Source organism: Thiomonas sp. TH-17 (assembly GCF_057473305.1).
The window spans coordinates 15,088-29,557 of the sequence record NZ_JBYCKI010000001.1 but is presented as its reverse complement, the minus strand read 5'-3'; the positions used below and the strand labels follow the sequence as shown (position 1 = coordinate 29,557).

Genomic DNA, 14,470 nt, shown 5'->3' with positions numbered 1-14,470 from the left:
CTCAAACTGGTGGTGCATCTGGGCGAGGCCGACGAACCCGGCATGCTGCGCTTTGCCGACTGGCTCGCCCGCGGCAGCGCCGATGACCCGGCGGTAGCCGAGGCTGCGGCAACGCTGCATGCGCACGAGCCCATCAACATCCAGTTCACCAGCGGCACCACCGGCTTTCCCAAGGGCGCCACGCTCACGCACAGCAACATCCTGAACAACGGTTTTTTCATCGGCGAGGCCATGAAGCTCACCGCCGAAGATCGGCTGTGCATTCCGGTGCCGCTGTACCACTGCTTCGGCATGGTGCTGGGCAACCTGGCCTGTCTGACGCACGGCGCCACCATCGTCTATCCCAACGACGGCTTCGACCCGCTGCTCACCTTGGAGTGCGTGCAGGACGAAGCCTGCAGCGGGCTGCACGGCGTGCCGACCATGTTCATCGCCATGCTCGATCATCCGCGCTTTGCCGAGTTCGATCTGAGCACCCTGCGCACCGGCATCATGGCCGGCAGCCCTTGCCCGACCGAGGTGATGAAGCGGGTGGTGCGCGACATGCATCTGTCTGAGATCACCATCGCCTACGGCATGACCGAGACCGCGCCGGTGAGCTGCCAAAGCTCCACCGACACTCCGCTGGACAAGCGGGTGAGTACGGTGGGCCAGGTGCAGCCGCATTTGCAGGTGAAGATCGTTGATCCGCAAAGCGGCGAAACCGTGGCGCCCGGCGCCACCGGCGAGCTCTGCACCAAGGGCTATTCGGTGATGCACGGCTACTGGGGCGACGCCGAGAAGACGCATGAGGCCATCGACGCCGAAGGCTGGATGCACACCGGCGACCTGGCGGTGATGGATGCGCAAGGTTATGTGAACATCGTCGGCCGCATCAAAGACATGGTGATCCGCGGCGGCGAGAACATCTACCCGCGCGAGATCGAAGAATTTCTCTACCGCCATCCGCAGGTGCAGGACGTGCAGGTGGTCGGCGTGCCCGACCCGAAGTACGGGGAGGAACTTTGCGCCTGGATCATCCCCAAGGCCGACGCCGCGCCGACCGAAGACGACATCCGCGATTTCTGCAAAGGGAGAATCGCGCACTACAAGATTCCGCGCTACATCCGTTTTGTGCAGAGCTTTCCACTGACCATTACCGGCAAGGTGCAGAAGTTCAAGATCCGCGAAACCATGCAGCAAGAACTCGGGCTCCACCCCGACCGCACCGCCTGAAGACCCCCATGCCCATTCTTGATACCCGACTCAACCCGCCCAGCGCCGAGTTCACCGCCAACGCCGCCGCTCTGCAGGCGCTGGTGGACGACCTGCGCGCGCGCCAGGCCCGTGTGGCCGAAGGCGGCGGCGAGGCCGCCCGTGCCAAGCACGTCGCCCGCGGCAAGCTGTTGCCGCGCGAACGCGTGGCAACCTTGCTCGACCCCGGCTCGCCCTTCCTGGAGTTTTCTCCGCTGGCCGCCCACGGTCTGTACGACAACGCGGCGCCCGGAGCCGGGATCATCACCGGCATCGGGCGCGTGAGCGGGCGCGAATGCGTGATCGTCTGCAACGATGCCACGGTGAAGGGCGGCACCTATTACCCGATGACCGTCAAAAAGCACCTTCGGGCGCAAGACATCGCGCGCGAAAACCGGCTGCCCTGCATCTACCTCGTCGATTCGGGCGGCGCCAATCTGCCCAACCAGGACGAGGTGTTTCCCGACCGCGACCACTTCGGCCGCATCTTCTACAACCAGGCGACGCTGAGCGCCGAGGGCATCGCGCAGATCGCGGTGGTCATGGGCTCGTGCACCGCGGGCGGCGCCTACGTGCCGGCCATGAGCGACGAGTCGGTCATCGTCGCCAATCAAGGCACCATCTTTCTCGGCGGCCCGCCGCTGGTGAAGGCCGCCACTGGCGAGGAGGTGAGCGCCGAAGACTTGGGCGGCGGCGACGTTCACACCCGGCTGTCGGGCGTGGCCGACCATCTGGCGCAGAACGACGCGCACGCGCTCGACATCGCCCGGCGCATCGTCTCGCGGCTGCGCCCGGCCGAGCGCGCGGCGGTGGATCTGCGCCCGCCGCGCGAGCCGCTGTATGCAGCCAGCGAGCTGTACGGCGTGGTGCCGCTGGATGCGCGCAAGCCCTTCGACGCCCGCGAGGTCATCGCCCGCATCGTGGATGGATCCGAATTCGACGAGTTCAAGGCCCGCTTCGGCGCCACGCTGGTGTGCGGCTTTGCGCATCTGCACGGCATGCCCGTGGGCATTTTGGCGAACAACGGCATCCTGTTTTCGGACAGTGCGGTGAAGGGCGCGCACTTCATCGAGCTGTGCTGCCAGCGCCGCATTCCCCTGCTGTTTCTGCAGAACATCACCGGCTTCATGGTCGGCCGCAAGGCCGAGAACGAAGGCATCGCCCGTCACGGCGCCAAGCTGGTCACGGCCGTGGCTTGCGCTCAGGTGCCCAAGTTCACGGTGATCATCGGTGGCTCCTTCGGCGCGGGCAACTACGGCATGTGCGGCCGCGCTTATGGCCCGCGCCAACTGTGGATGTGGCCCAACGCCCGCATCAGCGTGATGGGCGGCGAACAGGCCGCCAGCGTGCTCGCCACCGTGCGGCGCGACGGCATCGAGGCCAAGGGCGGCAGCTGGAGCGCAGAGGAAGAAGAAGCCTTCAAGGCGCCCGTCCGCAGCCAGTATGAGGCTCAGGGCCACCCCTATTACGCCACTGCGCGGCTGTGGGACGACGGCGTGATCGACCCGGCCGACACCCGCCGCGTGCTGGCGCTGGGCCTGTCGGCCGCACTCAACGCACCCATCCCCGAGACGAAGTTTGGACTGTTCCGCATGTGATGTGTACAATTTTCTTGTTTAATACACATAGAAGGGGTTCGGCATGCGGACGAACATCGTGATCGACGACGAGCTCATGGCGGATGTCATGGCTTACGGCGACTTCAAGACCAAACGCGAGGCGGTGGAAGAGGGCTTGCGCATGCTCAAGCGGCGCAAGGTTTACGACGGCTTGCTGGCTTTGCAGGGGCAGCTTCAGTGGGACGACTCCGACGAAGGGTGGGCCCGCTGGCGGGCGGAGCAGCAGGCGTTGAAGGCAGCCGGCGAACCGTACGACCGCACCATTGATGCGGCAGAGCGAGGCCAAACAGGCGTGAAGGCGCCGGTGCGTCAAGAGTCGGCGCCTCCGACGCTGACCGCAAAAGCCCGGAAGAAACCATGATTCTGGTGGACTCCAGCGTCTGGATCGACTTCTTCAACCAAGCGCCCACCCCGCAGCGCCTGCAACTGGTGCACTGGCTGGAGGGTGGGGACGTTTCGATTGGATCGGCCGATCTGGTGGTGTTTGAAGTGCTGCGCGGGTTTCGCAACGACAAAGCCCGTCGGTTGGCTGAAAGCCTGTTGCTGGATCTGCCCCTGATGGACATTGGCGGGGCCGCCAACGCGCTCAGCGCAGCAGCGCTGTACCGGCGTCTGCGAGCACAGGGCCGCACCGTGCGCAGCCCCATCGACGTGCTGCTCGCCAACTACTGCATGACCCACGGCCATACGCTGCTGCACCGCGACGCCGACTTCGAGCAGTTCAAATCTGTCGGAGATTTCGATACATGGCCACACTGAACGCTCTGCAAGATCATTTCCGCATCCTGGCGAGCCATCACGTCTGGGCCACGCGCCGCTTGCTCGATGAACATATCGCGCTGCTGACCGAGGCCGATTTCGACAGACCCTTCCACTACGCCACCAGCAAGGGCGAGACGATGACCGCACCGTTCGCGGCCACGATGGCGCATGTGTTCAACCACGCCACGCATCACCGCGGGCAGATCACCGCGGCGCTCACCGCCATGGGCCATCCCTCGCCCGTACTCGATCTGATCTACATGCTGCGTGACGAAGCGACAGCCGCACCCAAGCCATGAGCGAACCTCCCGTCATCGTCCAGCGCGAGGGGACCGTCGTCACGGTCACCCTTCATCGCCCCGAAGTGCGCAACGCCTTTGACGCCGCCACCATCGCCGCACTGCATGCGGTCTTCGTCGAACTCGGCCAGGAGGCCGAAGTACGTTGTGTGGTGCTTGCGGCGCAGGGGCCAGCGTTCTGCGCCGGAGCCGATCTGCGCTATATGCAGCAATTAGCCGGATACACCGATGCGCAGAATCGCGAGGACGCCCTGCAGCTCGCGCGCATGCTGCGCGCCGTGGCCGAATGCCCCAAGCCCGTGATCGCGCGGGTGCAGGGCGATGCGTTTGCCGGAGGCTTCGGCTTGGTGGCCGCCTGCGATCTGGCCGTGGCGGTGCAGACCGCGCGCTTCTGTCTGAGCGAGGTGAAGCTCGGCCTGGTGCCGGCCACCATCATGCCGCATGTGCTGCGCGCCATCGGAGCGCGCGCGGCGCAGCGCTACACCCTGACCGCCGAAGTGCTCGACGCGGCCACCGCGCAGGCCATCGGTCTGGTGCATGAAGTGGCCGAAGACGCTGCCGCGCTCGACGCGCAGGTGCAGCGCTGGTGCGCCGCGCTGCAAAATGCGTCACCCCAAGCCTTGGCCGCGGCCAAGCGGCTGCTGGCGGAAGTGGCGCATCGCCCCTTGGGCGATGCCTTGCTGGCCGACACCGCCGAGCGCATCGCCGTGGCCCGGGCCAGCACCGACGGACGCGAGGGCATCACCGCCTTTCTCGCCAAGCGCAAGCCGAACTGGATTGACCCCGAGGCGCGCTGACTGAATCCCCCATCTGCCCTTTTTCCATGACCCCGAAACCTTCCAACGTCTGGACGTCCGCGCGCATCGAAGCCCTGCTCGATCTGCCCTTGCCCGAACTACTCTGGCAGGCGCAGCAGGTGCACCGCGCGCATTTCGATCCCGCCGAAATCCAGCTTTCCTCGCTGCTGTCGATCAAGACCGGCGGCTGCGCCGAAGACTGCGGCTATTGCCCGCAATCGGCGCATCATGATGTCGGCCTGAAGGCAGGCAAACTGATGGATGTCGACCTCGTGCTGGCCAACGCCCGAGCCGCGAAAGAGGCCGGCGCCGCGCGCTTTTGCATGGGCGCGGCCTGGCGCGAACCGAAAGACCGCGATCTCGACGCCGTGGCCGCAATGGTCGAAGGCGTCAAGGCGCTCGGGCTGGAAACCTGCATGACCCTGGGCATGTTGCGGCCCGAACAGGCGCGGCGCCTGGCCGACGCCGGGCTCGACTACTACAACCACAACCTCGACACCTCGCCCGAGTTCTACGGCCAGATCATCACCACCCGCACTTATCAAGAGCGCCTGGACACGCTGCAGGCCGTGCGCGAAGCCGGCATGGCGGTGTGCTGCGGGGGCATCGTCGGTATGGGCGAGACCCGGCGCGACCGCGCGGGCCTGCTGGCGGAACTGGCCGGGCTCGATCCGCATCCTGAATCGGTGCCCATCAATGCCCTGGTAAAAGTGGCTGGAACACCGCTCGAACACGCGCCCGATCTCGACCCCTTCGAGTTCGTGCGCACCGTGGCTGCGGCCCGCATCACCATGCCCACGGCGCGGGTGCGGCTCTCCGCCGGGCGGCGCGAACTGGGCGACGGCATTCAGGCGCTTTGCTTTTTGGCAGGCGCCAATTCCATTTTTTATGGCGACACCCTGCTGGTCACCGGCAACTCAGAGGTCGATGCCGACCGCGCGCTGTTCGCCCGCCTCGGCCTGCATGCCGGTGCGCAAACTTCGCCCATGCAGACCACCACTCCAATGCAAAAAGTGATCGCCTTGCAAGCCGATTCGCCCGATTCGCCCATATCCCGACCATGACCCCGTCCTCACTCGACACCCTGCAACTCCTGGCGCTGGCCGCGGCGCTGGGCTGGGCCAGCGGCCTGCGGGCCTTTCTGGTGATGTTCGCCGTTGGCGCCGCGGGCCTGGCCGGATGGGTGCAACTGCCTGCGGGTCTGCAGGGCCTGGCCAGCCCGGTGGCGGTGGGCATCACCGGCTTTCTGGCCTTTCTCGAATTCGTCGGCGACAAGATTCCCGGTGTGGACAGCCTGCTCGACTTCATCTCCACTCTGCTGCGCATTCCCGCCGGGGCGGTGCTTGCCGCCAGTGTGTTCGGGCTGGATCACACCTTTGTCGCGGCGCTCGCCGCGGCGGCGGGCGGCAGCCTGGCCGCGGTGAGTCACGGCACCAAGCTCTCCACCCGCGCGGCGATCAACACTTCGCCAGAGCCGTTTTCAAATGTGGGTGCCTCGCTGGGCGAAGACGCGCTGGTGCTGGGCGGGCTGTGGCTGGCCTGGCTGCACCCGGTGCTGTTTTTCATCGCCCTGGTGCTGGTGCTGATCGTCATGGTTTGGCTGGCGCGCAAGAGCTTTCATTTCGTGCGCGGGCTGATAGGGCGCATGGTGCGAATGTTCAGCGGCAGACCCGAACCTGTCGCCACGCAGCCCCCGCACGGCGCGACCGACGTGCCGTACCGAGACAAACCAGATTGATGGCGTGCGTCCATGCAAGCCACGAACCGGAGACCGGAGATGTTCTCGAAAATCCTGATCGCCAATCGCGGCGAGATCGCCTGCCGTGTGGCCGCTACCTGCCGCCGTCTGGGCATCCGTACCGTGGCGGTGTATTCCGAGGCCGACGCGCAGGCGGCGCATGTGGCGGCGTGTGACGAGGCGGTGTGCATCGGCCCGGCCGAGGCGGCGCAGAGCTATCTGCGGGGTGAGCGCATCCTGCAGGCGGCGCGCGACACCGGTGCGCAAGCCATCCATCCCGGCTATGGTTTTCTCAGCGAGAACGCGGGCTTCGCGCGGCAGTGCGCCGAGGCCGGGGTGGTGTTCATCGGGCCGCCGCCCGAGGCCATGCAGGCGATGGGGCTCAAGGCCGAGTCCAAACGGCTGATGCAAACGGCGTCCGTGCCGCTGGTGCCCGGTTATCACGGTGCGGAGCAGGACGCGGCGTTGCTCAAGACCGAAGCCGCGCGCATCGGCTTTCCGGTGTTGATCAAGGCGAGTGCGGGCGGTGGCGGCAAGGGCATGCGTGAGGTGCAGCGGGTCGAAGACTTTGATGCGGCGCTGGCCTCGTGCCGCCGTGAAGCCCAGAGCAGTTTCGGCAACGACGCGGTGCTCATCGAGCGATTGGTGCGCAACCCGCGCCACATCGAAATCCAGATCTTCGCTGACCAGCACGACCATGTGCTGTGGCTGTTCGAGCGCGACTGCTCGATGCAGCGCCGCCATCAGAAAGTCATCGAAGAAGCCCCGGCCCCTGGCCTGCCTGATGCCCTGCGGCGCGAGATGGGCGCTGCCGCAGTGGCCGCCGCACGCGCGGTGGGTTATGTGGGCGCGGGCACGGTGGAGTTCATCGTCGAATGCAGCGAAGGCGGGGTGCCGCAGCGCTTTTACTTCATGGAGATGAACACGCGGCTGCAGGTCGAGCATCCCATCACCGAGCTGATCACCGGCCTCGATCTGGTCGAGTGGCAATTGCGCGTGGCCGCAGGCGAACCGCTGCCCATCACGCAGGCCGAGGTGCGCTGCAGCGGGCATGCCATCGAGGCGCGGCTTTACGCGGAACATCCGGAGGCTGGTTTTCTGCCTTCCACCGGCCAATTGCGGAGGCTGGCGTTGCCGCCGCATGTCGTCTTCGGTGCGGTGGGAGATGAGGGCATTCGAGTCGATAGCGGGGTGTTTGAGGGCGACACCATCACCCCGTTCTACGACCCCATGATCGCCAAGCTGATCGCCTGGGGCGAGACTCGCGAGCAGGCGCGCAGACGGCTGCGCCAAGCGCTGGCCGCGACCCGTATCGCCGGTTTGCAGACCAATGCGCAGTTTCTCCACCGACTGCTGGGTGTTGCGGCGTTTGCCGGGGGCGTGCTCGACACGGGATTGATCGCCCGCGAGCACGAGGCGTTGCTCGCGCCGCCGTCCATTCCGCAGCCTTTCGCCTGTGCCGCCGCGATTGGCGCCTTGCTCGAAGACGAGCGCGCGCAGCAGACCGCCGATCCCCGGTCGGCCTGGTCGCCCTGGTCGCCCTGGTCGATCTGCGACGGGTTTACCAACGGCATGTTGCCGCCGCGCGTGTTTCGCTTCGACAGCCCGTGGGGTGTTTTGGCGTGCACGTTGCGTACGGCGACGGGCCAGCCCTTGCGCATCCAGACTCCGGGTTCGCTCCAGCCGCAGTCCTTCGCTTGCACCGCGCGCGCCGTGCAGTCAACTCGCGGCATGCGGGAATTCGCCCTGGTTCTCACGCTGGGTGAAGCGCGCGCGCAGATGAGCGTGGTTCGGCTGGGCGAGGCGTCCTTTCAGGTGTTTTCGGGCGGCGAGCAGGTCACGCTGCAAGCGCTGGGTGCCGATCTGGACAGCACCGACGGGGGCTCGGCCGGTGGTCGCCTGACCGCGCCCATGCCCGGAAAGATCATTGCCCTGCACGTGCAAGCGGGCGACACGGTGCAGGTCGGCGCCCCCCTGCTGGTGCTCGAAGCGATGAAGATGGAGCACACGCTCAGCGCCCCGTCGGCCGGGCAAGTGAGCGAGGTGCTTTACGCGGTGGGCGATCAGGTCAGCGAAGGCGTGGAGCTGTTGCGCGTCGAGGCGTTGAAAACCGAGGGCTCGCCAGCATGAAACTGGCGGTCTGGGACCCGGATGAGCCGTTTCGCCGCTGGCGCGACGCGCTGATGCAGCACGCCAAGGAAATCGGCCTGGCCATCGACGTGATCGACGCCCCGAGCGATCCGGACGCGCAGGCCGAATTCGCCCTGGTCTGGCGGCCCGATGCCGATTGGCTCGCCGGGCAGATGGGGCTGCGCGCCGTGTTCAATCTGGGCGCCGGCGTGGATGCCATCGCCCCGGCGCTGCACCGCCTGCATCCCGGCGTGCCGCTCATCCGTCTGGAAGACGCCGGCATGGGGCGGCAGATGGCCGACTATGTCGCCGAGGGCGTGTTGCACGCTTATCGCCGCATGACCGATTACGCGGCGCAGCAGGCCAAGGCCCGCTGGGAGCCGCTGCCCTTGCCGCCGCGCGCCAGTTTCAGCGTGGGCTTTCTCGGTCTGGGGCAGATGGGCGCAGCCGCCGCCCGGCGCGTGGCGGCGATGGACTTTCCCATTCTGGCCTGCAGCCGCAGCGGGCAGTCGCGCTTTGCTGCCGAGCTGGGCTGCGCGATCTACGCCCTGGACCGCCTCGATGAATTTCTGGCGCAGACCCGGGTGCTGGTGGTGTTGTTGCCGCTGACCGCAGACACCCGCGGCCTGCTCAATTACGCTGCTCTCAGCCGCTTGCCGCAGGGAGCGCATCTCATCAACGCCAGCCGGGGCGCGGTGATCGACCAGGCTGACCTGCTCGATCTGCTGCACGGCGGGCATCTGGCCAGCGCCCTGCTCGATGTGTTCGCCACCGAGCCCTTGCCGCCGGCCGATGCGCTCTGGAGCCATCCGCGGGTGCGTGTCACTCCGCATGTGGCCGCGCAGACCCTGGTCGGGCCGTCCGCCGGGCAGGTGATGCGCAAGATTGCCGCCATCGAACGCGGCGAAAAACCGGGCGGCGTGGTGGACATGCGGCTGGGTTATTGAACGGGAGATTGCCATGTCCACTTTGAACCATTTGCCCAAATTCGTCGAAGTCGTTGAAGTCGGCCCGCGCGACGGCTTGCAAAACGAAGCCAACCCCGTTCCCGTTGCGGTGAAGGTTGATCTCATCGACCGCCTGTCCGCAGCCGGGCTGCCCAATGTCGAAGCCGCCGCCTTTGTCTCGCCCAAGTGGGTGCCGCAGATGGCGGGCAGCAGCGAGGTGATGGCGGGCATCCGCCGCCATCCGGGCACTCTTTACTCAGCCCTCGTGCCCAATATGAAAGGCATGGAGGCGGCGCTGGCTGTCGGCGTGGGCGAGGTGGTGGTGTTCAGCGCCGCGAGCGAGGCTTTCGCGCAGAAGAACATCAACTGCTCCATCGCCGAATCGATCGAGCGCTTCCGTCCCGTGGCCGAGGCCGCCAAGACCGCGGGAGTGAAGCTGCGCGGCAGCATCTCCGTGGCGCTGGGCTGCCCCTACCAGGGCGCGGTCGAGCCGTCAGCGGTGGCCGAAGTCGTGCGCCGCATGGCCGATCTCGGCTGCGATTCCATCGACATTGCCGACACCATCGGCGTGGGCACGCCCGGCGCGGTGCGGGCCGTGTTCGAGGCCAGCGCGGCGGCCTTCCCTATGCAGAAGCTGGCCGGTCACTTTCACGATACCTACGGTCAGGCGCTGGCGAACATTCTTGCGGCGCTGCAGATGGGCGTCGCCAGCTTTCATGCCTCCGTTGCGGGTCTGGGCGGCTGCCCCTATGCCAAGGGCGCCACCGGCAATGTCGCCACCGAAGATGTGCTCTACCTGCTGCACGGCTTGGGCATCGACACCGGGGTGAACCTGCGCGCGGTGGTCGAGGCCGGCGACTTCATCACCCGCGCCATCCAGCGCCCGAACAACAGCCGCGCGGGCAAGGCGCTGCTCGCCAAATGGGCTGCTGAGTGCCCCCAGGGCCTGGCTGCGCCCAGCCCGCCCCCCGTGGGGGTCAAGGAAACTTGGGGCGGCCCTGCGTTTCCTTGAGAGCAAGGCGAACCCGTCTGCGCCGCCTGAGCCGCTTCATCATGCAAACAATGGCCATTCCTTCCCCTTCCGACTCCGTGCAGCGCGTGATCGATGCGCTCGCCGCCCTAGGCCATGCCGAACCGCCGGTGATGCTCGACGACGCCGCCCGCACCGCGCAGCAGGCGGCCGACGCCCTCGGCGTGGCGCTGGGGCAGATCGCCAAGTCCATCGTGTTCCGCCATGTCGACAGCGGCCGTGCGGTGCTGGTGGTCTGCGCCGGTGATCGCCGGGTGGACGAAAAGGCCGTGGCCGCGCAGGTGGGCAAGCTCGCGCGGGCCGATGCCGATTTCGTGCGCGCCGCCACCGGCTTCGCCATCGGCGGGGTCAGCCCGGTGGGCCACACCCAGCCGCCCATCGCCTTGGTGGACGACAGCCTCTGGCGCTTTGACCGCATCTGGGCGGCGGCGGGCCATCCGCATGCGGTCTTTGCCCTGCGGCCCGATGATCTGCCGCGCTGGCTTGGCGTTGCGCCGAGCCCGGTGACGCGGGTGCCGCAATGACGGTTCCCTCCCCCTGCATCAACATCTGCACGCTGGACGCCGCCAGCGGGCTTTGCCTGGGCTGCGCCCGCACCCTGCAGGAAATCAGCGACTGGTCCAATCTGGATGACGCGGGCAAACGCGCCGTCTGGGCGCGCATCGCCGAACGGCGCTCGCAGGGGCTAGTCCCCGAGCAGCCCATCGCGCTCAAGCCCAGGACCGTCAGCGCACGGTGAGAGAGCCCCCAGGGCCGGGCTGCGCCCAGCCCGCCCCCCGTGGGGTTCAAGGAAACTTGGGGCGACCCTGCGTTTCCTTGAGAGCCGGTTCCGGGCTGGCGGCCAGCCGGATCGCCTAAAATCATCTGCTCAAAAAAACGGCAGCGCAGACGTTGCCCGCCTTCTGCTCGCACACTGCTCGCCGCGCCCATGTCCAACCCCGCCGATCTCATTGCCTCCGCACCCTTGACCGGGCTCGCGGGCGGCCTGCGTCTGGGGCGGCACCTGCTGCCCAACCGCGTGTTCGCCGCACCCATGGCCGGGGTGACCGACCGGCCCTACCGCCGTCTGGCTCGGCAACTCGGCGCGGGCTACTGTGTGAGCGAGATGGTGACCTCGCGCGCCGATCTGCGCGACACCCTCAAGACTTCGCGGCGCGCCAATCACGACGGCGAGGCCGCGCCCATCGCGGTGCAGATCGTCGGCACCGACCCCGAGCAGATCGCCGAGGCCACTCGCTACAACCTGGAGCGCGGCGCCGACATCATCGACATCAATATGGGCTGCCCGGCGAAGAAGGTGTGCAACCGCTGGGCTGGCTCTGCCCTGATGCAGGACGAAGAACTCGCCGCGCGGTTGGTGGAGGCTGCGGTAGCGGCCGCCCGCCCGTTCGACGCCCCGGTCACGCTCAAAATGCGCGCCGGCTGGTGCGCCAGCGCCCGCAACGCGCCACGCATCGCCCGCAGGGCCGAAGCCGCAGGCGCCGCCATGCTGGTGGTGCACGGCCGCACCCGCGAGCAAGGCTATGGCGGCGAAGCCGAATACGCCACGCTCGCCGAAGTGAAGCGCAGCGTGGGCATTCCGGTGGTGGCCAATGGCGACATCGACTCGCCGCAGAAGGCCGCCGCCGTGCTGCGGCAAAGCGGCGCCGACGCGGTGATGATCGGCCGCGCCGCCATGGGCCGGCCCTGGCTGTTCGGCCAGATAGCCGCCTATCTGGCTGAGGGCATCGTGCTGCCCGACCCCGCACCCGAGCAATGGCGCGACTGGCTGTTCGCCCACCTCGACGACCACTATGCGCTGTACGGCGAAGCCATCGGCGTGCGCACCGCGCGCAAGCATGTGGGCTGGTACGTTGCGGCCCTGCCCGAAGGCGAGACCTTCCGCCGTCAATTCAACACGCTGGGCAGCGCAGCCGAGCAACTCGCGGCGCTGCGCGGCTTCCTCGATTCCGGTTCAGTCGCGCCGCTGGCGGCCTGAAACCGTCCCGTTCACTCGCATCCCGCCATGCCAGCCGTTCCCCGCAAAACCACGCTCGAACAATGTGTCGTCGATAGCCTCGAGGCCTATTTCAACGACCTCGGCGGCTCCGAGCCGCACGGCATTCATGCCATGGTGCTGGCCGCGGTGGAAAAACCGCTGCTGGCCACGGTGATGAAGCATGCCGAGGGCAACCAGTCGCTCGCGGCGCGCTGGCTCGACATCAACCGCAACACCCTGCGCAAGAAGCTTGCCGAACACAAGCTGCTCTGACCCACCCCGGCCGCACCCGCCCATTTCCATTCACCGAGACTTCCATGCAAGCCCTGATTTCCGTTTCCGACAAAACCGGCGTGCTCGACTTCGCCCGCGATCTGCACGCCCTGGGCGTGCGCCTGCTGTCCACCGGCGGCACCGCCAAGATGCTGCAGGGCGCCGGTCTGCCGGTGCTTGAGGTGGCCGACTACACCGGCTTTCCGGAAATGCTCGACGGCCGGGTGAAGACTCTGCATCCCAAGGTGCATGCCGGCCTGCTGGCGCGACGCGACTTGCCCGAGCACGTGGCGCAAACCGACGCGCACGGCCTGCCCGCCATCGACATCCTCTGCGTCAACCTCTATCCCTTCGAGGCCACGGTGGCCAAACCGCACACGCTCGATGAAGCCATCGAAAATATCGACATCGGCGGCCCGGCCATGGTGCGTTCGGGCGCCAAGAACTATCACCATGTTGCCGTGCTCACCGACCCGGCCGACTACGCCGTGGCGGTGGCTGAGCTGCGCGCGGCGGGCCAGGTGAGCGACGCCACGCGCTTTCGCCTCTCGGTCGCGGCGTTCAACCGCATCGCGCAATACGACGCGGCCATCTCCAACTACCTGTCGGCGCTGAAGGACGACGGCACGCGTACTTCCTTCCCCGGTCAGTTCAACCTGTCTTTCGTCAAGCAGCAAGATCTGCGCTACGGCGAGAACCCGCACCAGAACGCGGCGTTCTACGTCCAGCCGGGCGCGCGCGAGGCCAGCATCGCCACCGCCCGGCAGCTGCAGGGCAAGGAGCTCTCGTACAACAACATCGGCGACGCCGACGCCGCGCTGGAATGCGTGAAGCAGTTCGACACCGCGCCCGCCTGCGTCATCGTCAAGCACGCCAACCCCTGCGGCGTGGCCTATGGCACGTCCCTGCTGGACGCCTATGAGCGTGCCTACAAAACCGACCCCGAATCCTCCTTCGGCGGCATCATCGCTTTCAACGGCGAACTCGATGGCGCCACCGCGCAGGCCATCGTCGAGCGGCAGTTCGTCGAAGTCATCATCGCCCCGAAGGTGACGCAGGCCGCCATCGACATCTGCGCGGCCAAGAAGAACGTCCGCCTGCTTGAATGCGGCCAGTGGCCTGCGCAGCCCGGTGCGCGGCTGGACTACAAGCGCGTCAACGGCGGACTGCTGGTGCAGGACGCCGACCTGCTGTTGTCCGGCGACATCCAGGTGGTCAGCCAGCGCCAGCCGACCGCGGAAGAAATGCGCGACCTGCTGTTCGCCTGGCGGGTGGCCAAGTTCGTCAAGTCCAACGCCATCGTCTACGCCAAGGACAACGCCACCATCGGCGTCGGCGCGGGGCAGATGAGCCGCGTCAACTCCGCGCGCATCGCCGCCATCAAGGCCGAGCACGCCGGCCTGCCCGTTCCCGGCTCGGTGATGGCCTCAGACGCCTTCTTCCCCTTCCGCGACGGCATCGACAACGCGGCGCAGGCCGGCATCAAGGCCGTCATCCAGCCCGGCGGCTCGATGCGCGACGCCGAAGTCGTCAAAGCCGCCGACGAACACGGCATGGCCATGGTGCTCACCGGCATGCGGCATTTCCGGCACTGAGTGCGGGGTTGGAGCCGGCCTCACCCGTTCGCGGGGTGATCCAACGCAGCGTCCTGCCTAACATTCGTA

At 67.2% G+C, this 14,470-nt stretch carries 16 protein-coding genes; all 16 read left to right on the top strand.

What is annotated here, in order from left to right; translation table 11 throughout:
* Positions 1–1,215, top strand: a 1,215-nt coding sequence (locus AC2VLV_RS00150) for an AMP-binding protein (RefSeq protein ID WP_486988066.1), incomplete at its 5' end; no start/stop codon positions are given.
* A gap of 8 nt (positions 1,216–1,223) precedes the next feature.
* A complete protein-coding gene (locus tag AC2VLV_RS00145) occupies positions 1,224–2,831 on the top strand; it encodes a carboxyl transferase domain-containing protein (protein ID WP_486988065.1) in 1,608 nt (535 codons plus the stop codon).
* Positions 2,832–2,874: 43 nt separating this feature from the next.
* A complete protein-coding gene (locus tag AC2VLV_RS00140) occupies positions 2,875–3,213 on the top strand; it encodes a type II toxin-antitoxin system VapB family antitoxin (RefSeq protein WP_486988064.1) in 339 nt (112 codons plus the stop codon).
* Positions 3,210–3,611 (top strand): type II toxin-antitoxin system VapC family toxin, encoded by a 402-nt coding sequence (vapC, locus tag AC2VLV_RS00135; protein WP_486988063.1) that lies wholly within the window; start codon positions 3,210–3,212, stop codon positions 3,609–3,611. The genes AC2VLV_RS00140 and vapC overlap by 4 nt, the downstream gene beginning before the upstream one ends.
* Positions 3,599–3,913 (top strand): DinB family protein, encoded by a 315-nt coding sequence (locus tag AC2VLV_RS00130; protein WP_486988062.1) that lies wholly within the window; start codon positions 3,599–3,601, stop codon positions 3,911–3,913. Before vapC ends, AC2VLV_RS00130 begins: the two co-directional genes overlap by 13 nt.
* A complete protein-coding gene (locus AC2VLV_RS00125; RefSeq protein ID WP_486988061.1) occupies positions 3,910–4,710 on the top strand; it encodes an enoyl-CoA hydratase/isomerase family protein in 801 nt (266 codons plus the stop codon). The genes AC2VLV_RS00130 and AC2VLV_RS00125 overlap by 4 nt, the downstream gene beginning before the upstream one ends.
* 26 nt (positions 4,711–4,736) lie before the next feature.
* A complete protein-coding gene (gene bioB / locus AC2VLV_RS00120) occupies positions 4,737–5,774 on the top strand; it encodes a biotin synthase BioB (protein WP_486988060.1) in 1,038 nt (345 codons plus the stop codon).
* On the top strand, positions 5,771–6,448 hold the full coding sequence (locus tag AC2VLV_RS00115) for a DUF4126 domain-containing protein (RefSeq protein ID WP_486988059.1): 678 nt from the start codon (positions 5,771–5,773) through the stop codon (positions 6,446–6,448). Before bioB ends, AC2VLV_RS00115 begins: the two co-directional genes overlap by 4 nt.
* A gap of 39 nt (positions 6,449–6,487) precedes the next feature.
* Positions 6,488–8,578, top strand: a complete 2,091-nt coding sequence (locus tag AC2VLV_RS00110) for an acetyl/propionyl/methylcrotonyl-CoA carboxylase subunit alpha (protein ID WP_486988058.1) — start codon at positions 6,488–6,490, stop codon at positions 8,576–8,578.
* On the top strand, positions 8,575–9,525 hold the full coding sequence (locus tag AC2VLV_RS00105) for an NAD(P)-dependent oxidoreductase (protein WP_486988057.1): 951 nt from the start codon (positions 8,575–8,577) through the stop codon (positions 9,523–9,525). Before AC2VLV_RS00110 ends, AC2VLV_RS00105 begins: the two co-directional genes overlap by 4 nt.
* A 13-nt stretch (positions 9,526–9,538) precedes the next feature.
* Positions 9,539–10,537, top strand: coding sequence for a hydroxymethylglutaryl-CoA lyase (locus AC2VLV_RS00100; protein WP_486988056.1), 999 nt, complete (start codon positions 9,539–9,541; stop codon positions 10,535–10,537).
* A gap of 41 nt (positions 10,538–10,578) precedes the next feature.
* Positions 10,579–11,079, top strand: a complete 501-nt coding sequence (locus AC2VLV_RS00095; protein WP_486988055.1) for a YbaK/EbsC family protein — start codon at positions 10,579–10,581, stop codon at positions 11,077–11,079.
* On the top strand, positions 11,076–11,294 hold the full coding sequence (locus tag AC2VLV_RS00090; protein ID WP_486988054.1) for a DUF1289 domain-containing protein: 219 nt from the start codon (positions 11,076–11,078) through the stop codon (positions 11,292–11,294). The genes AC2VLV_RS00095 and AC2VLV_RS00090 overlap by 4 nt, the downstream gene beginning before the upstream one ends.
* Positions 11,295–11,483: 189 nt before the next feature.
* On the top strand, positions 11,484–12,533 hold the full coding sequence (gene dusB, locus AC2VLV_RS00085) for a tRNA dihydrouridine synthase DusB (RefSeq protein ID WP_486988053.1): 1,050 nt from the start codon (positions 11,484–11,486) through the stop codon (positions 12,531–12,533).
* 27 nt (positions 12,534–12,560) lie between these two features.
* The gene (locus AC2VLV_RS00080) at positions 12,561–12,806 is read left to right on the top strand and encodes a helix-turn-helix domain-containing protein (RefSeq protein WP_013107110.1); all 246 of its coding nucleotides are present in this window, start codon (positions 12,561–12,563) and stop codon (positions 12,804–12,806) included.
* Positions 12,807–12,850: 44 nt separating this feature from the next.
* Positions 12,851–14,401, top strand: a complete 1,551-nt coding sequence (gene purH, locus AC2VLV_RS00075; RefSeq protein ID WP_486988052.1) for a bifunctional phosphoribosylaminoimidazolecarboxamide formyltransferase/IMP cyclohydrolase — start codon at positions 12,851–12,853, stop codon at positions 14,399–14,401.
* Positions 14,402–14,470: the final 69 nt, after the last annotated feature.